19 protein-coding genes are annotated in these 18461 nt (G+C 59.8%); 7 read left to right on the plus strand and 12 right to left on the minus strand.

All coding sequences use genetic code 11. From position 1 onward, the window contains the following. The 6 genes from KXR72_RS19935 to KXR72_RS19960 form a co-directional block, all read left to right on the plus strand. The coding region (locus tag KXR72_RS19935; RefSeq protein WP_437420337.1) for an integrase core domain-containing protein at window positions 1-116 on the plus strand (116 nt) is incomplete at its 5' end. A gap of 54 nt (window positions 117-170) precedes the next feature. Next, entirely contained in the window at window positions 171-1499 is a 1329-nt protein-coding gene (locus KXR72_RS19940) for a TRZ/ATZ family hydrolase (RefSeq protein ID WP_437422843.1), read from the plus strand. A 93-nt stretch (window positions 1500-1592) separates the two neighbouring features. Then, window positions 1593-2294: a bifunctional 2-polyprenyl-6-hydroxyphenol methylase/3-demethylubiquinol 3-O-methyltransferase UbiG gene (gene ubiG / locus KXR72_RS19945; RefSeq protein ID WP_437422844.1), complete on the plus strand. Its 702-nt coding sequence runs from the start codon at window positions 1593-1595 to the stop codon at window positions 2292-2294. After that, the gene (gene mupP, locus KXR72_RS19950; protein WP_437422930.1) at window positions 2294-2965 is read left to right on the plus strand and encodes an N-acetylmuramic acid 6-phosphate phosphatase MupP; all 672 of its coding nucleotides are present in this window, start codon (window positions 2294-2296) and stop codon (window positions 2963-2965) included. The genes ubiG and mupP overlap by 1 nt, the downstream gene beginning before the upstream one ends. A gap of 58 nt (window positions 2966-3023) precedes the next feature. After that, window positions 3024-3764, plus strand: coding sequence for a YciK family oxidoreductase (locus KXR72_RS19955; RefSeq protein ID WP_437422845.1), 741 nt, complete (start codon window positions 3024-3026; stop codon window positions 3762-3764). 204 nt (window positions 3765-3968) lie between these two features. Then, on the plus strand, window positions 3969-4886 hold the full coding sequence (locus tag KXR72_RS19960; protein WP_437422846.1) for a GGDEF domain-containing protein: 918 nt from the start codon (window positions 3969-3971) through the stop codon (window positions 4884-4886). 36 nt (window positions 4887-4922) lie between these two features. Here the strand turns inward: KXR72_RS19960 and rluB are convergent, their stop codons facing one another. From rluB to zwf, 4 genes are all read right to left on the minus strand, one after another. Beyond that, window positions 4923-6062, minus strand: a complete 1140-nt coding sequence (rluB, locus tag KXR72_RS19965) for a 23S rRNA pseudouridine(2605) synthase RluB (protein ID WP_437422847.1) — start codon at window positions 6060-6062, stop codon at window positions 4923-4925. 115 nt (window positions 6063-6177) lie between these two features. Continuing rightward, window positions 6178-6828: a bifunctional 4-hydroxy-2-oxoglutarate aldolase/2-dehydro-3-deoxy-phosphogluconate aldolase gene (locus KXR72_RS19970; RefSeq protein WP_437422848.1), complete on the minus strand. Its 651-nt coding sequence runs from the start codon at window positions 6826-6828 to the stop codon at window positions 6178-6180. A gap of 17 nt (window positions 6829-6845) precedes the next feature. Further along, entirely contained in the window at window positions 6846-7559 is a 714-nt protein-coding gene (gene pgl / locus KXR72_RS19975; protein WP_437422849.1) for a 6-phosphogluconolactonase, read from the minus strand. Continuing rightward, on the minus strand, window positions 7546-9015 hold the full coding sequence (gene zwf, locus KXR72_RS19980) for a glucose-6-phosphate dehydrogenase (RefSeq protein WP_437422850.1): 1470 nt from the start codon (window positions 9013-9015) through the stop codon (window positions 7546-7548). The genes pgl and zwf overlap by 14 nt, the downstream gene beginning before the upstream one ends. Before the next feature lie 153 nt (window positions 9016-9168). Here zwf and KXR72_RS19985 point away from each other — a divergent pair, with 153 nt between their 5' ends. Then, window positions 9169-10032, plus strand: coding sequence for a MurR/RpiR family transcriptional regulator (locus KXR72_RS19985; RefSeq protein WP_437422851.1), 864 nt, complete (start codon window positions 9169-9171; stop codon window positions 10030-10032). On the opposite strand, the gene KXR72_RS19990 is transcribed toward KXR72_RS19985, so the two are convergent. The 8 genes from KXR72_RS19990 to KXR72_RS20025 all read right to left on the minus strand — a co-directional run bounded on the left by KXR72_RS19990 (window position 10033) and on the right by KXR72_RS20025 (window position 18433). Continuing rightward, complete coding sequence (locus tag KXR72_RS19990) at window positions 10033-10224, minus strand: DUF1289 domain-containing protein (RefSeq protein WP_437422852.1); 192 nt, start codon at window positions 10222-10224, stop codon at window positions 10033-10035. Window positions 10225-10307: 83 nt separating this feature from the next. Then, window positions 10308-11531 carry a maltoporin gene (locus KXR72_RS19995; protein ID WP_437422853.1) on the minus strand — a complete coding sequence of 408 codons (1224 nt, stop codon included), beginning with the start codon at window positions 11529-11531 and terminating at the stop codon, window positions 10308-10310. Between the two features lie 222 nt (window positions 11532-11753). After that, window positions 11754-12911, minus strand: coding sequence for an ABC transporter ATP-binding protein (locus KXR72_RS20000; protein ID WP_437422854.1), 1158 nt, complete (start codon window positions 12909-12911; stop codon window positions 11754-11756). Window positions 12912-12920: 9 nt separating this feature from the next. Further along, window positions 12921-13766, minus strand: a complete 846-nt coding sequence (locus KXR72_RS20005; protein WP_437422855.1) for a carbohydrate ABC transporter permease — start codon at window positions 13764-13766, stop codon at window positions 12921-12923. Beyond that, window positions 13759-14685: a carbohydrate ABC transporter permease gene (locus KXR72_RS20010; RefSeq protein WP_437422856.1), complete on the minus strand. Its 927-nt coding sequence runs from the start codon at window positions 14683-14685 to the stop codon at window positions 13759-13761. The genes KXR72_RS20005 and KXR72_RS20010 overlap by 8 nt, the downstream gene beginning before the upstream one ends. 155 nt (window positions 14686-14840) lie before the next feature. Next, complete coding sequence (locus KXR72_RS20015; RefSeq protein WP_437422857.1) at window positions 14841-16091, minus strand: ABC transporter substrate-binding protein; 1251 nt, start codon at window positions 16089-16091, stop codon at window positions 14841-14843. A gap of 160 nt (window positions 16092-16251) precedes the next feature. Then, window positions 16252-17712, minus strand: coding sequence for an ATP-binding protein (locus KXR72_RS20020; RefSeq protein WP_437422858.1), 1461 nt, complete (start codon window positions 17710-17712; stop codon window positions 16252-16254). Next, window positions 17696-18433, minus strand: coding sequence for a response regulator (locus tag KXR72_RS20025; protein ID WP_437422931.1), 738 nt, complete (start codon window positions 18431-18433; stop codon window positions 17696-17698). The genes KXR72_RS20020 and KXR72_RS20025 overlap by 17 nt, the downstream gene beginning before the upstream one ends. Window positions 18434-18461: the final 28 nt, after the last annotated feature.

An 18461-nucleotide genomic window follows, 5' to 3' on the forward strand; every position in this document is an offset into this window, starting at 1 on the left:
CAGCGCTACGCAACCTGGCGATTGCTTTCGAACACTACAACGAAGAGCATCCGCACAGCGCACTGAAATACCGCTCGCCTCGGGAGTTCAGGCGAATGAGCGCAGCATCAATTTAACGGGGCCGCGGTGTCCGGTTTGATAGGGGCAAGCCCAACATCCGAAGCGATTACATGCCCTCAGCGCCCGACGATACGTTAGACCTTCTTCTTTTTCCGACATGGCTTGTCCCAGTAGAGCCTGCCGGCGTCGTGCTCAAGGGGCACGCAATAGGTCTAAGGCAAGGCCGCATCGCATTCATCGGCTCTAGAGAGCAGGCCCACGAGCTCGCGGCTCATGAGACACTTGAGCTCCCGGATATGGTTCTAACCCCCGGGCTCGTCAATGCCCACGGTCATGCGGCCATGACGCTTTTCCGCGGGCTCGCCGATGACCTTTCGCTGATGACCTGGCTGCGCAACCACATATGGCCAGCAGAAGCGAAATGGGTCAATGAGGCGTTTATTCATGACGGTACCGAGCTGGCTATAGCGGAGCAGATCAAAGGTGGCATTACCTGCTTCTCGGATATGTACTTCTATCCAGAAGTGGTAAGCCAATTGGTTCATGCCTGCGGCGTTCGTGCGCAGATAACCATTCCTGTCTTGGATTTCCCCATTCCCGGTGCCTTGGACGCTGACGAGGCTATGCGAAAGGGGGTCGAACTGTTCGATGACCTCAAGCATCACCCTCGCATGACAGTAGCCTTTGGCCCGCATGCACCCTACTCCGTAGCTGACGCGAAACTGGAATCCATCCGCACGCTCGTGGCCGAGATGGATATCGGCATTCACATGCACGTGCACGAAACCTCGCAAGAGGTAGAAGAAGCGATTCGCAAGGATGGGGAACGGCCACTGGCACGCCTCGCTCGGCTGCAGATGCTGGGCCCGCGTTTCCAGGCCGTCCACATGACGCAGGTTACCGAAGACGATATCTCCCTACTGGTCGAACACAACTGCAGCGTTATTCACTGCCCCGAGTCGAACCTCAAGCTCGCCAGCGGTTTTTGTCCGGTCGAGCGGCTCTGGGAAGCTGGAGTGAACGTCGCGATTGGTACAGACGGCGCCGCCAGCAATAATGATCTTGACCTGCTTGGGGAGACACGCACCGCTGCTTTGCTAGCCAAGGCCGTGGCGGGCTCGCCGACTGCACTGGATGCACATCGAGCATTACGTATGGCAACACTGAATGGAGCGCGAGCACTTGGTCTTGAGGATTGCATCGGCTCGCTGGAGATCGGCAAATTCGCCGATATGGTTGCATTCGACCTTTCTCGCCTAGCCCAGCAGCCCGTCTATGACCCGGTTTCGCAGCTTATATATGCCAGCGGACGCGACTGCGTGCGCCATGTATGGGTAGGCGGCAAAAAGTTGTCGGAAAACGGTCAGCTAACACGTATGGATGAAGAACGCATCATCGCGAACGCCCGGCAATGGGGTGACAAGATTCGAACGACGTAGCGCGACAAAATCGCCATGCGTCATTAGCAGGCGAAGCTGGCACCATCTGCGCTTACAGGCGAAACTTACTCGCAAATGTTAACGGGACAAATCATGAGCAACGTCGACCACGCCGAAATAGCCAAGTTCGAAGCGCTGGCCCACCGCTGGTGGGATCGCGAAAGTGAATTTAAGCCACTGCACGAGATCAACCCCCTGCGCGTCAACTGGATCGATGAGCATGTGCCGCTTGCCGGCAAGAAGGTGCTCGATGTTGGCTGCGGTGGGGGCATCCTGAGCGAAGCAATGGCGCAAAGAGGCGCTGAGGTGACAGGCATCGACATGGGCGAGGCCCCCCTATCGGTGGCGCGCCTGCATCTGCTGGAATCAGGTCTTGAAATCGACTATCGCCAGATCACCGCCGAAGCGCTCGCTTCAGAGTGCGCGTCTCAATTCGATGTAGTTACTTGCCTTGAAATGCTCGAACACGTGCCCGACCCCGCTTCGGTGATTCGTGCTTGCTGCACGATGGTCAAGCCAGGCGGGCAGGTGTTCTTTTCAACCATCAATCGCAACCCTAAGGCATATGCTTTCGCGGTCATCGGGGCGGAATATGTGCTGCAGCTCCTGCCGCGCGGAACCCACGACTATCGCAAGTTCATCCGCCCTTCCGAACTCGGCGCCTGGAGCCGGAGTGTCGGATTGGAAGTGAATGACATCATTGGCCTCACCTACAACCCCCTGACCAAGCATTACAAACTGTCGCCAGACGTGGACGTGAACTACATGATCCAGACACGCCGGCGGGAGGCATGATGCGACTACGTGCCGTATTGTTCGACATGGACGGAACGCTGCTGGACACCGCGCCCGACTTCATCGCGGTTGTGCAGGCCATGCGTTTGGCGCGCGGGCTGGATCGAGTTCCCGACAAGGCCATTCACGACGTTGTCTCCGGTGGCGCCCAAGCTATGGTAATGGCTGCCTTCGATGTGAATCCCCTTTCCGCTGAGTTCGAAATATTGCGTCGGGAGTTCCTGGATCGCTATCAGGAGCATTGCGCTGTTGAAAGCAGCCTGTACGAAGGGATGGCAGAGCTCCTTGATGACATCGAGAGGGCCAAACTGACATGGGGCGTAGTGACCAACAAGCCAGTTCGCTTCGCCGAACCGATCATGCAGCGTCTCGGCCTGGCAGAACGAGCGGCGGTCTTGGTTTGCCCGGATCATGTGAGCAAGAGCAAGCCAGACCCGGAGCCCATGCTACTCGCGTGCAGCCAATTAGCTCTGGCCCCGTCGGAAGTCCTCTTCGTCGGGGATGACCTTCGAGACATTGAATCAGGGCGTGCAGCCGGTAGTAAGACAGCGGCAGTGCGCTACGGTTATATCCATCCGGACGACAACCCTGATCATTGGGGCGCCGACGTGGTCGTCAGCCACCCGCTCGAGCTCCGCGCAGTCCTGGATCGCGCGCTTGGATGCTGTTAGCCCCCCCGAACCTAGATCGCCAGTCCCCTTGGCGCCTCATTCCGACAGTGAGACACAGATGTACGAATATTCAGCACGGCCAGATCTACTCGAAGGCCGGATCATCCTCGTGACCGGAGCCGGTCGCGGCATCGGCGAGGCGGCTGCCAAGGCCTATGCCTCCCATGGCGCAACTGTACTGCTGCTAGGTAAAAACGAGGACAACCTGAATCAGGTCTACGATGACATAGAAGCATCGGGTTGGCCGCAAGCCGCAGTGATCCCGCTCAACTTGGAGACAGCCCTGCCCCATCAGTATGACGAACTGGCTGCAATGATCGAACGCGAATTCGGCCGCCTCGACGGCGTTCTACACAATGCGGGCATCATCGGACCGCGAACTCCGATCGAACAATTGTCCGGCGACAATTTCTCCCGTGTCATGCAGGTCAATGTCAACGCGGCGTTCATGCTTACCAGTACTCTGCTTCCGCTCCTCAAGCTTTCTGAAGACGCTTCGGTCGTGTTCACCTCAAGCAGCGTTGGCCGCAAAGGGCGAGCCTATTGGGGGGCCTATGCGGTGTCGAAGTTTGCGGTCGAAGGCATGATGCAAGTCCTTGCAGATGAGCTGGAAGGCACCTCAAATGTTCGTGCAAACAGCGTGAATCCCGGTGCGACTCGCACCGATATGCGGGCCAAAGCTTACCCCGGCGAAAATCCAAGTGTGAATCCGCTACCGGAAGCCATCATGCCGCTCTACCTGTTTCTTATGGGTCCAGACAGCCGCGACGTCAATGGCCAGGCTTTGAACGCGCAGTAGCGCATCGGAACTGGCCGCCGGTTTCCCGTCGGCCTAAGCGGTAGGGAATAAACGAACCGGCGCAAATTTGCCGCTTTACTGGCGCAAGGCCATCAAGCAGAGCGGCAATATTCGACCAAAGCTTTGATCTGAAAGAGTTTTTCATTACTGGCATTTAATTCGCATAGCTTCAATCGCCAGCGCAATTGCGTACGAGGGAAAGCCATGCTGCCACTGATGCAAAACAACTTTACGGTCGATATCAGCACCGCTCGAAGCGAATGTAGCTTCCAGCCGTCGGCCAGTCGGCCGCTTGACCTGGCAGACCTAGTTCGCGTCCTGGCCGGCCGACTTCAAACTAGTCTCGAAGTAGACCGTTTGCTGACCTTCTTTTTCGAAGAGGTACGCAAGCTGACCGTCATAGACGGCATCAGTTATCGCCACACTCCGACCGAAGTCGATTTGCAAATTGGCGATCGCTCTGGGATCCAGCTTGAATTCAGCCTCTCGCACCAAGGCGATGGCTTAGGCGAACTGGTCATCTCGACTCGTGAGGCCCCTTCAGAACTAGCGGCCAGGCAACTCGCCAGCGCGCTGGACTGCCTCATCTTCCCGCTGCGCAATGCCTTGCTCTACCGCAACGCTGTACGAGCGTCACTGAGAGATCCGCTCACCGGTACAGGCAACCGGCTTGCCCTTGAACAAAGCCTCAACCGGGAAACCGAGCTAGCAAGACGCCACGGCCAAGCGCTATCGGTGATCATGCTCGACATGGACCACTTCAAACATCTCAACGACGCATATGGGCATCAGACTGGGGACGCCGCGCTCCGAGCGGTCTCACTGCTGATGAAAGAACAGCTCCGCAACGTCGACATGGTGTTTCGCTTCGGTGGCGAGGAGTTCGCGCTCGTGCTTTCGAATACCTGCTCGACCGCTACGCTGATCGTTGCCGAGAGGATCAGAGCAGCTATCGAGCAGCTGCCCTTCTTCGTCGGCGAACGGCAGGTTCGGCTGTCGGCCAGCCTTGGCTGCGCAACCTATGAGCCGGGAGAAGCGCAGGAACAACTGTTACGCCGTGCGGATCAAGCCCTTTACTTTGCCAAGCGTGCCGGTCGCAACCAAGTGTTCAGCGCAGCGTGAACGCCTAGGCCTCAACGCTGCGCCTCGACCGCCAGCTTACTCGGAACGCTTGGAGCGCCGCCCGCGACCGAAACCGGGACGCTGCCCTTCACCTGACACCCCGCCCTCTCGGGATTTAGGGGCCGGCTTCCTGCCGCTTTTTTCGGGATTGGCGGACCCGGCGGGCTTGCCATGACCACGACGAACCTCAGCCGGACGCTCAGCAACCGGCGTACCACGACGCGACGCCGGAGCCGGACGCTCTCCGCGCGGTTTTCCAGCGGAGGTCGGTGCATCCGCCTCACCCGGCGAGCGCAACACACGCGGACGTCTATCGCCACGGCCAACGGGCTTAGCGACTTTTCGCTGCAACCGGTCGAGCTTTTCCTTGGTTCGCGCCTTCATCTCGGGCAACGCCACAGGTTTGAGCCCAACTTCCTCGCTCAAAATATCGACTTCTGCCTGCGACATTTCGCGCCACCGGCCCATGGGAAGGTCCGAGGTGAGGAAAACCGGGCCGAAACGGACCCGCTTGAGACGACTCACTACCAACCCCTGCGATTCCCAAAGGCGCCGCACTTCGCGGTTTCGACCTTCCATAACAACGCAGTGATACCAGTGATTGAAGCCCTCTCCGCCTGGGGCTTGCTGAATGTCGGTGAATCGAGCCGGGCCGTCTTCAAGCATAACGCCGGTCTTGAGGCGCTCGATCATCTCATCGTCAACCTCACCTCGGACCCGAACCGCATATTCACGGTCCATTTCAAACGAGGGGTGCATGAGACGATTGGCGAGCTCACCATCAGTGGTAAACAGCAGTAGGCCCGTCGTATTGATATCCAGGCGGCCGATATTGATCCAGCGCCCTTCTTTAGGCCGCGGCAGGCGATCGAACACAGTTGGCCGCCCCTCAGGATCATCACGCGTGCAAATCTCGCCATCTGGCTTGTTGTAAATCAGCACCCGACGGAGGTTCTCGATGGCTTCCTCTCGCTTGAGCAAACGGCCATCGACCGAAATGGCGTCGTGCGAATCGACACGCTGGCCGAGTGTGGCCACGTTACCGTTGACCTTGACGCGGCCTGCGGCAATCCAGTTTTCAACGTCGCGGCGTGAGGCGAGGCCAAGGCGGGCCAGTACCTTTTGCAATTTTTCGCCGTGAGCGACATGAGGGGTAGAGTCTTCGTGTTCGGTCATCTGGGCACCTCCCGGTGTGGCAGTTCCGATGGGAAAAGGCCGCGCACTATACGCGCAACGGCCTACATACGCATCATCAGCTTAGCCGGATCGCCGGCGACGAGGACGCTTAGGATCAACGCGGACCGAGCGCCGCCAGCGCATCGGCGGTGGCACGCGTGATGCTGCTCCAATCGCCTGACTTGAGCGCAGACGAATCGATCATCCAGGTACCGCCCACGCACATCACGTTGGACAACGCCAAGTACTGCGAGGCATTCGCCGCGCTAACGCCGCCGGTCGGGCAGAACCGCACATCCCCGAACGGGCCACCGAGTGCCTTGATCGCATTGACCCCACCGCAAACCTCGGCTGGAAACAGTTTGAATCGGCGATAGCCCAACGCGTAGCCGCGCATGATGTCGGAAGCACTGCTGATGCCCGCCAGCAGCGGGACGGAGCAATTAACGCCGGCCTGCAGCAACTCATCCGTGCACCCCGGCGACACGATGAACTGAGCGCCAGCGGCTTCGACCTCATCCATCATGCGCTTGTCCAGCACCGTACCCGCGCCGATGCAGAGGTCGGGGCGCTCTTGCCGCAGGCGGCGGATGGCGGTGAGGCCATGGGCCGAACGCAAAGTAATTTCCAAGGCTGTCAAACCGCCCGCGGCAAGTGCATCGGCCAACGGGAGGATCTGATCCTCGCTACCGATGGTAATCACCGGGAGGATGCGTGCTTCGGTACAGATTTTTTCGATCGCGGCGTTCTTTTGTTCCATGGACATGACTGAATCCTCGGCCCTCAAGGGCACCAGTAAATTTCCAGAGGGGATCGCAGGAATGCCCGAATAGGCATCTGCGACGGGTCAAGGCGCATGGCCTGTCGTAAAGTTTCAAGCTTGGCAGTGCCCTGGATAGCAAGACACTGGACGTACGCTGCCGCGAGGACTGGATAGGTCAGGCTGATCCGCTCGCTGGGCTCGACAGGTGCCAGCATCGGCAGGCATCGATCGCTGCAGGCACTATCGAGCGCCTTCGCCAGCAGAGGGCTGCCGGGAAACAGCGAAGCGGTATGGCCATCGTTGCCCATCCCAAGCACCAACACATCGATAGGCATACCCAGGCGCTCCAGCCCTTCGCCTGCGCGCGCCGCGGCCTGATCCAGGGTGTCACCAGCCTGATACAGACCGATCAATTGCGCAGCCGTAGCAGCGTTCTGAAGCAAGTGCCGTCGCACGAGCCCTTCATTACTGTCCGGATGCGTCGGCTCAACCCAACGCTCGTCGGCCAGGCTGACCTGCACACGGGACCATTCCAACGTGTAGCGGGAAAGCGCCTCGAAAAACGCAATGGGGCTGCGCCCTCCAGATACCACCAAGCTGGCCGTATCTTTTTCTTTCAAAGCTGCCTCGAGTGCTTGGGCAACGCGGGCAGCCAAGGCATCAGCGAGCTGGGCGGCATTGGCCAGGTCGTGCGTGACCACATCGGGCGGAAGCACCAGCTCAGAGATCGCCATACCAAGACCTCCCGTCACGTGTAATAAGTGCTATCGACGCGACTGGCCCCCAGGAGCCAGCCGGATAGGCCTTGGGCGGCTCCCCCATGCGAGACCAACCGTCGATCAACTGGTCACACCATTTCCAGGCGTATTCGATTTCGTCCTTGCGTACGAACAGGTTTTGGTTGCCCTGCATCACCTCGAGCAATAGCCGTTCGTATGCATCCGGAATTCGGGAGCTCTTGTAGGTTTCGGAAAAATTGAGCTGGAGCGGACCGCTGCGCAAGTGCATACCCTTGTCCAGGCCCTGCTCCTTCGTCATGACCTGCAGCGAGATGCCCTCGTCCGGCTGCAAGCGGATGATCAGGCGATTGCTGATCAACGAACGCTGCTCGGGCGCAAATATGTAGAACGGCGGTTCCTTGAAATGGATGACGATCTGGGAAACCTTCTCACCCATGCGCTTGCCTGTGCGCAGATAGAACGGTACGCCGGACCAGCGCCAGTTGCAGATATCGGCACGCAGCGCGACGAACGTTTCCGTGCTGCTCTCAGCGTTGGAATTCTCTTCTTCAAGGTAGCCAGGTACCGTCTTGCCACCTACGGAGCCGGAAACATATTGCCCCCGTACGACATAGCGACCCAAGCGCTCCGGAGTGATCGGCGCCAGCGCCTTGAGCACCTTGACCTTCTCGTCGCGGATGCTATCGGCGGTGAGGTCGCTCGGCGGATCCATCGCGATGAGGCAAAGCAGCTGCAGCAGGTGATTCTGGATCATGTCGCGCAACTGGCCCGCCTGATCGAAATAGCCCCAGCGCCCCTCGATACCCACCGTTTCGGCGACCGTAATCTCCACATGCGAGATGTGGTGCTGGTTCCACTGCGTTTCGAACAGGCTGTTAGCAAAGCGCAAGGCGATGAGGTTCTGTACCGTCTCCTTACCGAGGTAGTGGTCGATACGGTAGATACGCGACTCGGGGAAGAAACGCGCCACCGCTTCGTTGACCACGCGAGAAGACTCGAGGTCATGACCGATCGGCTTCTCCAGAACGACCCGCGTCTGGTCCGCCAGGCCCGTCTCGGCGAGGTTCTCGCAGATCGCCCCATACACTGCCGCTGGCGTCGCGAAGTAGGCTATGAGCGGCATTGCCGACGACACCTTTTCAGCAAGCGCCGCGTAATCGGCCGCGTTGCGAAAATCCATCGTCAGATAGTCCAGTCGGCTGTGAAACCGTGACAGCGCGTCTTCATCAAGCTGCGCCGCGGGCACATGCTTGCGAAGCGCCTGGTCGATACGCTGCAAATGCAGCTCGGCATCGCCCGTATCGCGGGAAAGCGCCAGAATGCGCGTCTCGCTGTGCAACAGCCCGGCCCGGTCGAGCTGATAAAGTGCCGGGAACAGCTTGCGCAGAGCCAGATCGCCCAGAGCGCCGAACAGCGCAAAGGTCGTCGCATCAACAGTAATAGCAGGCATGATCTTTTTATTAACCAAATTAGGCTGCGTGTGGGATAGGCTTTCGCAGTTTAAGCCCAAAATGTTGTTGTTAAAACAACAAAAGCCGTATTTTTTGCTCTTAGCGACGCCGTATTCGCCAGATCACGGCGACGAGCCCTTGAAGGAAGAGACATGGATCGCATGAAAAATCTCTTGGAACAGATAAAAAATCGGCTGGACGAGCTGAATAAAGCCGAACGCAAGGTCGCCGAAGTGATCCTCAGCGACCCTCAGCAGGCGACTCGGTATAGCATCGCGGCCTTGGCGCAGGCAGCAAACGTCAGCGAGCCAACGGTCAACCGCTTCTGCCGGTCGTTCGGTGCCGCCGGGTATCCGGCCCTGAAAATCCAACTGGCGCAGAGCCTCGCCAGCGGTGCGGCCTATGTCAGCCAGGCCGTTGAGGCGACGGATGGTCCGGAAGCCTATACGCGAAAAATATTTGGCAGCGCCATCGCCTCGCTGGATGCCGCCTGCCAGGCCATCGATCCGAAAGTGATCAGCCAAGCGGTCGATCTCATGATTCAGGCGCGTCAGATTCACTTCTTCGGACTCGGCGCTTCGGCATCGGTCGCGTTGGACGCCCAGCACAAGTTCTTTCGATTCAATCTGCCGGTGACGGCCCACGCCGATGTGTTGATGCAGCGAATGCTCGCCTCGGTCGCGCATACCGGCGACCTGTTCGTGATCATCTCCTACACCGGACGTACCCGTGAGCTAGTCGAAGCGGCAACCATCGCGCGGGACAACGGAGCCTCCGTACTGGGGCTGACCGCGGCGGATTCACCGCTTGCCAAGGTGTGCACCCTGAGCCTGGACATACCCCTGCCGGAAGACACCGACATCTACATGCCGATGACGTCCAGAATCATTCAGCTGACGGTGCTCGATACCCTTGCGGCGGGCGTGACGCTTCGCCGCGGCGTGGATTTCCAGCCCCACCTTCGCAAGATCAAGGAAAGCCTGGTCGCGACGCGCTATCCCAGCGAGGACAGCTGATCACTTCTTTTTCCTCGCAGCCTTGCCCAGCCGTTTCAAACGCTTGGCGGCCAACTCATTGACCGCCTTGCGCTCCTTATTGGACAGCCCCTTCCATGCCTTCATTTCGTCCCGGCTGCGGCCGCATCCAATGCAAACTTCGTCTTTGAGCTTGCAAAGGCTGATACAGGGATTTTTCGCCTTGTCGCCCAAACCCACCTCCGTCCAGCTGTGCGTATGGCTAGTAGAAAGGCACAGCTGCCGGAGGTTCTAACCGATTCAGGCTATCGCGCCAATCAGTCCCACCAGTACTCGACCTGTACACCGAAGTTGGAACCGTGCTGCGCATTCCCGAACGCGCCGGTGTCAGACAGGGCGCTGCCCGCCGCCATCAGGTTCGCTGCACGTTGCGCGGCGTCATTCCACTGCGCGTAGGTGTAGTACAGGCGCACTTCCGGGCGAGCCCAGAATTCAGGGCCGGCGGGCGACCAGGTCGGCGCAACGGTAAATTTGGTGAGCTTGCGGGTGCCGTCTGGAGCGTCGATCTGATCGTGACCAACTTCCGCGACAAGCTTGAACTGTTCAGTCAGTCCATACACCGGGCGCACGCCGACCGAAATCCAGTCCTGGTCGCCGCCATCCTGCCGCTTGTCCTTCTGATACACCGCCTGGAATTGGCCACCGAAGCGAGGCGTGACCTGCCAATCGAAGAACTCCACCACCCGCCAGCTCTTGTCGCTGCTACCGAGGGTGACATCACCGGTATAGCCCAGCCCTGTACCGGGCCCCTCGCCATACTGCAGCGCGAACGTGTTGCTGCCACCAAGAAAGCCGATCTGCTTGTGCTGGGCCGTGACCGACCAGCCGCTGTTGGAGTCGTTACGGTCCGGATCGTCGATGTAGCTAACCCCGAACATAAGTTCGCCATCGGGATTGGTATCGATACCGCCCACGTTGAAGTCGTGACGATTGGTGTAGTTTTCCTGGAAGACATTGTCCTTACGGGAAAAGGCGTAGCTGTATTTCAGCCCGCCAATTTCCATGTCCTCGATGCCAGCGCCGGTCGCGCTCTGGTTCCAGTAATAGAAGTCGGAGATATGAATGTCGTTCCGCTTGTAGAATCGCCGGCCGGCCCACAGGGAACCGCCGTTCAGTGCCGGCACCTTGCTCCATTCGGCGTAGGCCTGAACCATGCGTGCGAACCCATGGTCGCCAGTGAACTTCGGCGTGTGGTCATATTCGTTGTACAGCGCGGCCATGCCTTCTACGCTCAGGACGGAGCCGTCGCTCAGCGTGAACAAATCCTGGCGCAAACCGAGCTCGGCATACTGCTCGCATTCGTTGCCGAGACGGAACTTCGAAGGTGCGCCGGGCAACTGGAAACAGGCCTGCGAGTCGCTCCCGCTGGATTCGCCGATACCGCTTCGCACATAACCGTTGAAGTCCAGAGCCTGGACAGTAAACGGCATTGCGAGACTGGCCAACGATACCGCCAGGCCCAAGCGTGTGGTCTTTTTCATATCCGCTCCAAATAGCTCTTATTGTTGTTACTGCCGTTGGATTGAGCCGCTGTGGCTCTCCTTAACGATCCGCGTGCGAGCGATGCCAGCAGCGGTTCGACTTCCCGGCGGCGCCTGGGGTTCGCCCTGCGCCGCCAAAAAACCATGTACATCAATAACATTCGGACGAAAGCTGTGCCGGTACGCAAATATCCAGCGACCGGGCTTTTTTCCCACATGGCTTTAACGCGCAACCAACCGTGTCACCGTGCCGTTGCGGCCTTGGCCACCATTTCCATTAGCGACGCCTAGGCGTTCGCCGGTCTTGGCGTCGAAAAGCAAAACTTTGTCTGGCTCGAATTGCAGCGTGAGGGTACTGCCGGCATCGGTCGCGGCATCCGGCGCAAGCCGCACGCACACCTTGGTCTGGTTGAGTTCGACGAAGACCATGGTGTCAGGGCCGGTGGGCTCGACCACCTGCACCTCTGCGCGCAAGGATGGCAGCGCAGGATCGCTACCCAAGCTGATCTGTTCCGGGCGTATGCCAAGGATCACTTCGCGCCCCTCAAGGGACTCGCCATCAGCCAGGCGCAACGGCAGTTCGCATCGATCCTGGCCGCTGTCGAGCAGCGCCAGCCACGCGCCGCCCTGCCGGTTCAGGCGCAGCGGGATGAAGTTCATCGGCGGCGAACCGATGAAGCTCGCAACGAACAGGTTCGCCGGGTTGTTGTAGATCTCCTTCGGAGTGCCGAACTGCTGCACAACGCCTTCCTTCATTACCGCGACCTTGTCGCCAAGCGTCATGGCCTCGATCTGGTCGTGCGTAACATAGACGGTGGTGGTCTTGAGGCGTTGGTGCATCAACTTGATTTCGGTGCGCATTTCCACGCGCAACTTGGCGTCGAGGTTCGACAAGGGTTCGTCGAACAGGTAGATCTTTGGCCGCCGCGCCAGTGCCCGCCCCATCGCGACACGCTGCTGCTGACCACCGGACAACTGCGACGGCTTGCGGCCTAGCAGGTGCTCGATCTGCAGCAGCTTGGCGACCCGGGTCACCTCTTCCTCGATGGTCGCCGCCGGCACCTTGCGCATTTTCAGGCCAAAGGCGATGTTTTCCCGCACCGTCATCGTCGGATAGAGGGCATAGGACTGGAACACCATGGCGATGTCCCGATCCTTCGGGCTGGCCGAGCTGATATCGGCGCCATCCACGCGGATTTCGCCCCCGGTGATTTCCTCGAGCCCGGCGATGCAGTTCATCAGCGTCGATTTCCCGCAGCCCGAAGGCCCGACAAGAATGAGGAATTCGCCATCGTCGATCTTCAGGTCGATGTCGTTTAGCGTGTCGTGCGCACTGCCCGGGTAGCTCTTGCGGACATTGCAGAGTTCAAGTGCAGCCATGTTGTTCTCCTAACCCTTGACCGCGCCGGCAGTGAGCCCGCGCAGGAAATACTTGCCGGCAAGCACATACACCACCAGCGTCGGCAGCGCAGCGATCACCGCGGCGGCCATGTCTACGTTGTATTCCTTGGCGCCTGTGCTGGTGTTGACCAGGTTGTTCAGCGCCACCGTGATCGGTTGCGTATCGCCGCTGGCGAAAACCACCCCGAACAAAAAGTCGTTCCAGATCTGCGTGAACTGCCAAATCAGGCAGACCATGATCGTGGGGATCGACATGGGCAGCAGGATCTTGGCGAAGATAGTGAAGAAGCCTGCTCCGTCGAGACGGGCGGCACGGATGAGCGCATCCGGCACACTCACGTAGAAGTTGCGAAAGAACAGCGTAGTGAAGGCCAGCCCATAGACCAGGTGCACCAGCACCAGGCCGGGCGTCGTATTGGCCAGCCCGAGCTGACCGAGGGTGAACGACGCTGGCAGCAAGATGACCTGGAACGGCAAGAAACAACCGAACAGCAACAACCCGAAGAACAGCTGCGAGCCACGGAACCGCCACATGGCCAGTACGTAGCCGTTCAATGCCCCAAGCAGCGTCGAGATGATCACCGCTGGCACGGTGATCTTCACCGAGTTCCAGAAATACCCCCCAACCGCGTCCCAAGCCTTGACCCAGCCGATTACGGTCATCACGTCCGGCCAGGACAGCAGGTTGCCGGTCCGGATGTCCTCGGGTGTCTTGAAGCTGGTCAATAACATCACCACCAGCGGCACCAGATACAGGGCGACTGCCGTCAACAGCGTCGCGTAGATCGCCACTCGGCTGAATGTCAGGCGCTTGCGCCCTACCAGACTAGTCATGGCGCTTGTTCCTCAGTTCCGAATAAAGGTAAGGCACCACAATCGCCATCACCGCGCCGAGCATCAGGATTGCGCTGGCGGCGCCCAGCCCCATCTGCCCACGGGTGAACGTGTGTGCGTACATGAACATCGCCGGGAGATCCGAGGCATAGCCCGGCCCGCCTGCGGTCATCGCGGCCACCAAGTCGAACGCCTTGATCGCAATGTGCGCCAAGATCATCAATGCGCTGAAGAACACGGGACGCAGGCTCGGCAGAACGATGCGCAGGTAAATACTGGGCAGGCTCGCACCATCGATTTGTGCAGCCCTGACGATGGACTGGTCCACGCCACGCAGCCCGGCCAGAAACAGGGCCATGACAAAACCCGATGCCTGCCATACAGCAGCGATGACCAGGCAATAGACCACTCGGTCCGGATCGACCAACCAGTCGAAACGAAAACCTTCCCAGCCCCAGTCACGCAGCATTTTGTCGATGCCAAGGCCGGGGTTCAGGAGCCACTTCCAGGCCGTGCCGGTGACAATCATCGACAGCGCCATGGGGTAGAGATAGACGGTACGGATGAACCCTTCACGGCGGATACGCTGGTCCAGCAACACCGCAAGCAATACGCCGATGACCAGGCTGACCGTCACGAACAACCCGCCAAAAACGAGTAGGTTTTTGCTCGCCACCCACCAGCGGTCGTTGTTCCACAGGCGCTCGTATTGCAGCAGCCCAACCCATTTGTAGCTGGGCATGAAGCGGGAGTTGGTGAACGAGAGAAGGAAGGTCCAGAAAATGTAGCCGTAGAAGCCGACCAACACGATCAGCATGCTCGGCGCCAGGACCAGCTTGGGTAGCCAGTGCTGCAGCGCGTCCAGAGGGGAAGCCTTCGGCAGCCGGGACGCCTTGGTGATGACAGCGGTTGAGCTCATGAATGGCTCCGGGAGAATTCAGTACGCATGGCTCGTCTCGGTACGGATCGATCGGCAAGCGCTACCCAGCGCGGCCATGAACACTCTGGCCGCCGGGTTTGCGATGCCATGCATCGTTGATTTGGAAAAGGGGGCGCCTGGCGCCCCCGGAAGCCCTACTGGACTGCCTGGATCGCAGCTGCTAACTGCTGCGCCGCTTTCTTCGGATCACCGTTCGGATCGTTGAAGAAGTTGGTGACGACATCGAACACCGCGCCCTGCACGTAGCTGGAGGCCGCCATACCGTGAGCCAGACTAGGCACCAAGCCCGGGCCCTGCGCCGACGCTTTGAAGTCCTTCATCGATTGCTGGGCGCAGCTATCGAATTCACTCATGTCCTGGTCGAGGCGAACCGGGATCGACCCCTTGTTCTGATTGAAGAACTGCTGGAACTCAGGCTCGAGCACAGTGCGCGCCAGATCTTTCTGGGCTTGGCGGTTGTCCTCGTTGCTGAGTTTGAACATCGCCAGCGAATCGATGTTGTAGGTGAAGCTACCCTGAGTGCCAGGGAATGGGATGCACTTGTAGTCCTCGCCTGCAATCTTGTTTGCAGCCGTCCACTCGCTTTTGGCCCAGTCGCCCATGATCTGCATACCGGCCTTACCGTTCATTACCATCGCCGTAGCGCTGTTCCAGTCACGACCTGCCGCATTCTGATCGACGTAGCTGCGCAGCTTCTTCAGTTGAGTAAACGCCTCGACCATCTTGTCGCCGGTCAGCACGTCCCGGTCGAGCTCGACGAAGGCCTTGCGGTAGTCTTCTGGGCCGAGCACGGCGAGCGCGACGTCCTCGAATACGGTGCCGTCCTGCCAGGGCTGGCCGCCGTGGGCAAGCGGCATGAAGCCGGCGGCCTTGAGTTTGTCGGCAGCGGCATAGAACTCGTCGAGTGTGGTCGGCGGCGTCGCGCCCGCCTTCTCGAACACTTCAGGGTTGATCCATAGCCAATTGACGCGGTGCACGTTGACCGGCACGGCTACATAGTCACCCTCGTACTTCATTGCCTTGGAGACCTGCTTAGGCAGCAGCTCATCCCACTTAGCCTTCTCGGCGACCTCGTTGAGGTCGGACAGCAGGCCCAGCTCACCCCACTCCTGGATGTCGGGGCCTTTGATTTGTGCTGCGGCAGGCGCATTACCGGAGACGGCACGGGTCTTCAAAACGGTCATGGCGGCTTCGCCACCGCCGCCCGCGACGGCGAAATCCTTCCAGGTGTGGCCCTGTTCTTCGACGAGGCGCTGCAGCGTATCGGCAGCGCGCTTTTCACCGCCGGACGTCCACCAATGCAGAACTTCGACTTCACCGGCATGGGCGAGTGGAACGAGGGAAGCAAGGGAAACAGCAGTAACTAGACGATGTATCGCGTTCATGGGTTTTCCTTTCTTGTTTTTATCGATGCAAGGCTTGGCTTGCGCTGCATCGATTCTAGGCGAGCCTTTCGGCGCCCCGGGTAACGAAGGGATATGGAAACGTCACAGGCCAGTTACAAAGCTCGCCGGCTTGTAACGACGCTAGAGCAGCAAGCTGTGGTCAGGCCGTCTCACGCGGCAAGCTGAGCGTGACCCGCAAGCCACCTTCATCGAGGTTGCTCAAGCTGATTTCGCCGCCGTGGGCATGCGCGATGTTGCGCGCGATTCCTAGCCCGAGCCCATAGCCTGGCTGTTTCGTCGCCAAGCGAAAGTTAGGCTCGAACACCTGCTCGAGCCACGCCTGGGGCACGCCGGGCCCCTCGTCGTCGACATGGAGCACGAAGGTGCGCCGGTCATCTTCGATGCGCAGATGGGCACGGTCCCCGTACTTGAGTGCATTGTCGAGCAGGTTGCCGATGCAGCGCTTGAGCGCTAGCGGTTTGCCAGGGTAGGGCGCGGCCGCCCTACCCTGCACCGTTACTCGGCCGTTGCCGGCTGGCGCCAAGTAGGGCTCGGTGACACAGTCGAGCAACAGGTTAAGGTCGAGCGGCTCGATGTTCTCGTGGATGTCGGTGTCCTTGACGCATTGAAGCGCACCCTTGACCAGCAGTTCGAGCTCGTCCAGGTCGCGGCTGAATTTGCGCTGCAGCGCCTCGTCCTCGAGCAGTTCGACGCGCAGCCGCAGGCGTGTGATCGGGGTGCGCAAGTCATGGGAAATCGCACTGAACAACTGGCTGCGCTCGCTGAGGTAACGCCCAATGCGCTCGCGCATGCTGTTGAACGCCCGACTGACCTCGACCACCTCGCTTCCGCCGGCTTCGGGTAGTAGTTCGATCTCGCTACCCAGCGACATCTCCCGCGCCGCACGTGCCAGACGCTTGAGAGGCCGACTCTGCCAATGCACCAGAACGCCGATGAACAGGAGCAAAAAGCTGCTGGTGAACGCGATGAACCACAGCTGCTGAACCGGAATGACGTCCTCCTCCAGGCTCGCGTAGGGCGCCGGCATCAGCGAGGCGAGATAAAGCCATTCGTTAGGGGCGATCTGGATCTGCGTCACCAGTACCGGCGGGTTCAACGGCTCCAGGCTCAGCGCGTAGTGCGCCCAGGAGCGAGGCAGCTCGTCGAGTTTCAGCCCGCCGTTGAAGATTCGCAGGTCATCGGGGCTGACGAAGCTGACCGACATATCCACGTCCCGCCCCAGCCGCTCGCGCAGTACCTCATCGACCTCGGCGAGCACCGCACGCTTGCGCTCGGTTGGCGGCAGCACCTGCATATCCAGTGGCTTGTCATTGAGCGAAACGAAGAACCGTGTCCCCCCCATGCTGCGCAGCTGATCAAGCACCAACGGGCGGTAGCCCAGCGGTAAGGAACGGAAATAGCTGACGCTGGCGGACATCGATTGCGCAACGCTGCGCGCACTGGTCAGCAGCCCTTCCATCTGGCTTGCGCGTAATTGCGACACCCAGATAAAGCTCGACAAGGCCTGCGCCAGCAGCACAGCGAGCAGGGTCAGCAGCAACATTCGCCCGAGCAGCGAACGCGGAACCAGCGGCCAGCGGCGCTTATCCGAGCGAATCATGATGAGGCATCACCTGCGCGGCGAGCAGATAACCGCTGCCCCGAACGGTGCGGATCAATCGCGGGCATTTGCCCGTGTCACGCAGGCGCTGTCGCAGGCGGCTCACCGCCATGTCGACGATGCGCTCGAGCGGCATCACCTCGCGACCGCGGGTCGCATTGGCGATGGTGTCACGGTCGAGGATTTGCTGCGGGTGATCGAGAAAAAGCTTGAGCAAGGCGAAATCCGCGCCGGACAGGAGCACTTCTTCGCCGTCCTGGTGAAACAACCGATGGCTGATCATGTCCAGGCGCCATTCATCGAACGCCAGCACGTCGCTACCGCCTCGCTCGTGGGCGAAGCTCACCCGACGCAGCAGCGCCTTGATACGCGCCAACAACTCCCGCGGGCTGAAGGGTTTGCCCAGGTAGTCGTCCGCACCGAGTTCGAGCCCGATCACCCGATCGGTTTCGTCGGAGCTGGCGGTCAGCATGATGATCGGCATCTGCGCAAGGCGCTGATGCCCACGCACCCAACGACAGAGGCTGAAGCCGTCTTCGTCGGGGAGCATCACGTCGAGAATGACCAGGTCGGCCGGGTTGCTGCTCATAGCATCGCGAAACTGCGCCCCGTCAGCCACGGAACGCACGCTGAATCCCGAGCGGCTCAGGTAGGCCTCCAGCAGTTCGCGGATTTCCTGATCGTCATCGACCAGCAGAATCGATCTTCCCGTCTGTGTCACCGGCATCCCTTCTCTTGTTATGTCGTTC

Origin of the sequence: Stutzerimonas chloritidismutans (genome assembly GCF_051486945.1) — a bacterium.
In the GTDB taxonomy this organism is placed as follows: domain Bacteria; phylum Pseudomonadota; class Gammaproteobacteria; order Pseudomonadales; family Pseudomonadaceae; genus Stutzerimonas; species Stutzerimonas chloritidismutans_B.

Bases quoted from the DNA above. Each gene is read 5' to 3' on its own strand.
- KXR72_RS19940 (WP_437422843.1), top strand. From the start codon at position 171: ATGCCCTCAGCGCCCGACGATACGTTAGACCTTCTTCTTTTTCCGACA.
- ubiG (WP_437422844.1), top strand. From the start codon at position 1,593: ATGAGCAACGTCGACCACGCCGAAATAGCCAAGTTCGAAGCGCTGGCC.
- mupP (WP_437422930.1), top strand. From the start codon at position 2,294: ATGCGACTACGTGCCGTATTGTTCGACATGGACGGAACGCTGCTGGAC.
- KXR72_RS19955 (WP_437422845.1), top strand. From the start codon at position 3,024: ATGTACGAATATTCAGCACGGCCAGATCTACTCGAAGGCCGGATCATC.
- KXR72_RS19960 (WP_437422846.1), top strand. From the start codon at position 3,969: ATGCTGCCACTGATGCAAAACAACTTTACGGTCGATATCAGCACCGCT.
- rluB (WP_437422847.1), bottom strand. From the start codon at position 6,062: ATGACCGAACACGAAGACTCTACCCCTCATGTCGCTCACGGCGAAAAA.
- KXR72_RS19970 (WP_437422848.1), bottom strand. From the start codon at position 6,828: ATGTCCATGGAACAAAAGAACGCCGCGATCGAAAAAATCTGTACCGAA.
- pgl (WP_437422849.1), bottom strand. From the start codon at position 7,559: ATGGCGATCTCTGAGCTGGTGCTTCCGCCCGATGTGGTCACGCACGAC.
- zwf (WP_437422850.1), bottom strand. From the start codon at position 9,015: ATGCCTGCTATTACTGTTGATGCGACGACCTTTGCGCTGTTCGGCGCT.
- KXR72_RS19985 (WP_437422851.1), top strand. From the start codon at position 9,169: ATGGATCGCATGAAAAATCTCTTGGAACAGATAAAAAATCGGCTGGAC.
- KXR72_RS19995 (WP_437422853.1), bottom strand. From the start codon at position 11,531: ATGAAAAAGACCACACGCTTGGGCCTGGCGGTATCGTTGGCCAGTCTC.
- KXR72_RS20000 (WP_437422854.1), bottom strand. From the start codon at position 12,911: ATGGCTGCACTTGAACTCTGCAATGTCCGCAAGAGCTACCCGGGCAGT.
- KXR72_RS20005 (WP_437422855.1), bottom strand. From the start codon at position 13,766: ATGACTAGTCTGGTAGGGCGCAAGCGCCTGACATTCAGCCGAGTGGCG.
- KXR72_RS20010 (WP_437422856.1), bottom strand. From the start codon at position 14,685: ATGAGCTCAACCGCTGTCATCACCAAGGCGTCCCGGCTGCCGAAGGCT.
- KXR72_RS20015 (WP_437422857.1), bottom strand. From the start codon at position 16,091: ATGAACGCGATACATCGTCTAGTTACTGCTGTTTCCCTTGCTTCCCTC.
- KXR72_RS20020 (WP_437422858.1), bottom strand. From the start codon at position 17,712: ATGATTCGCTCGGATAAGCGCCGCTGGCCGCTGGTTCCGCGTTCGCTG.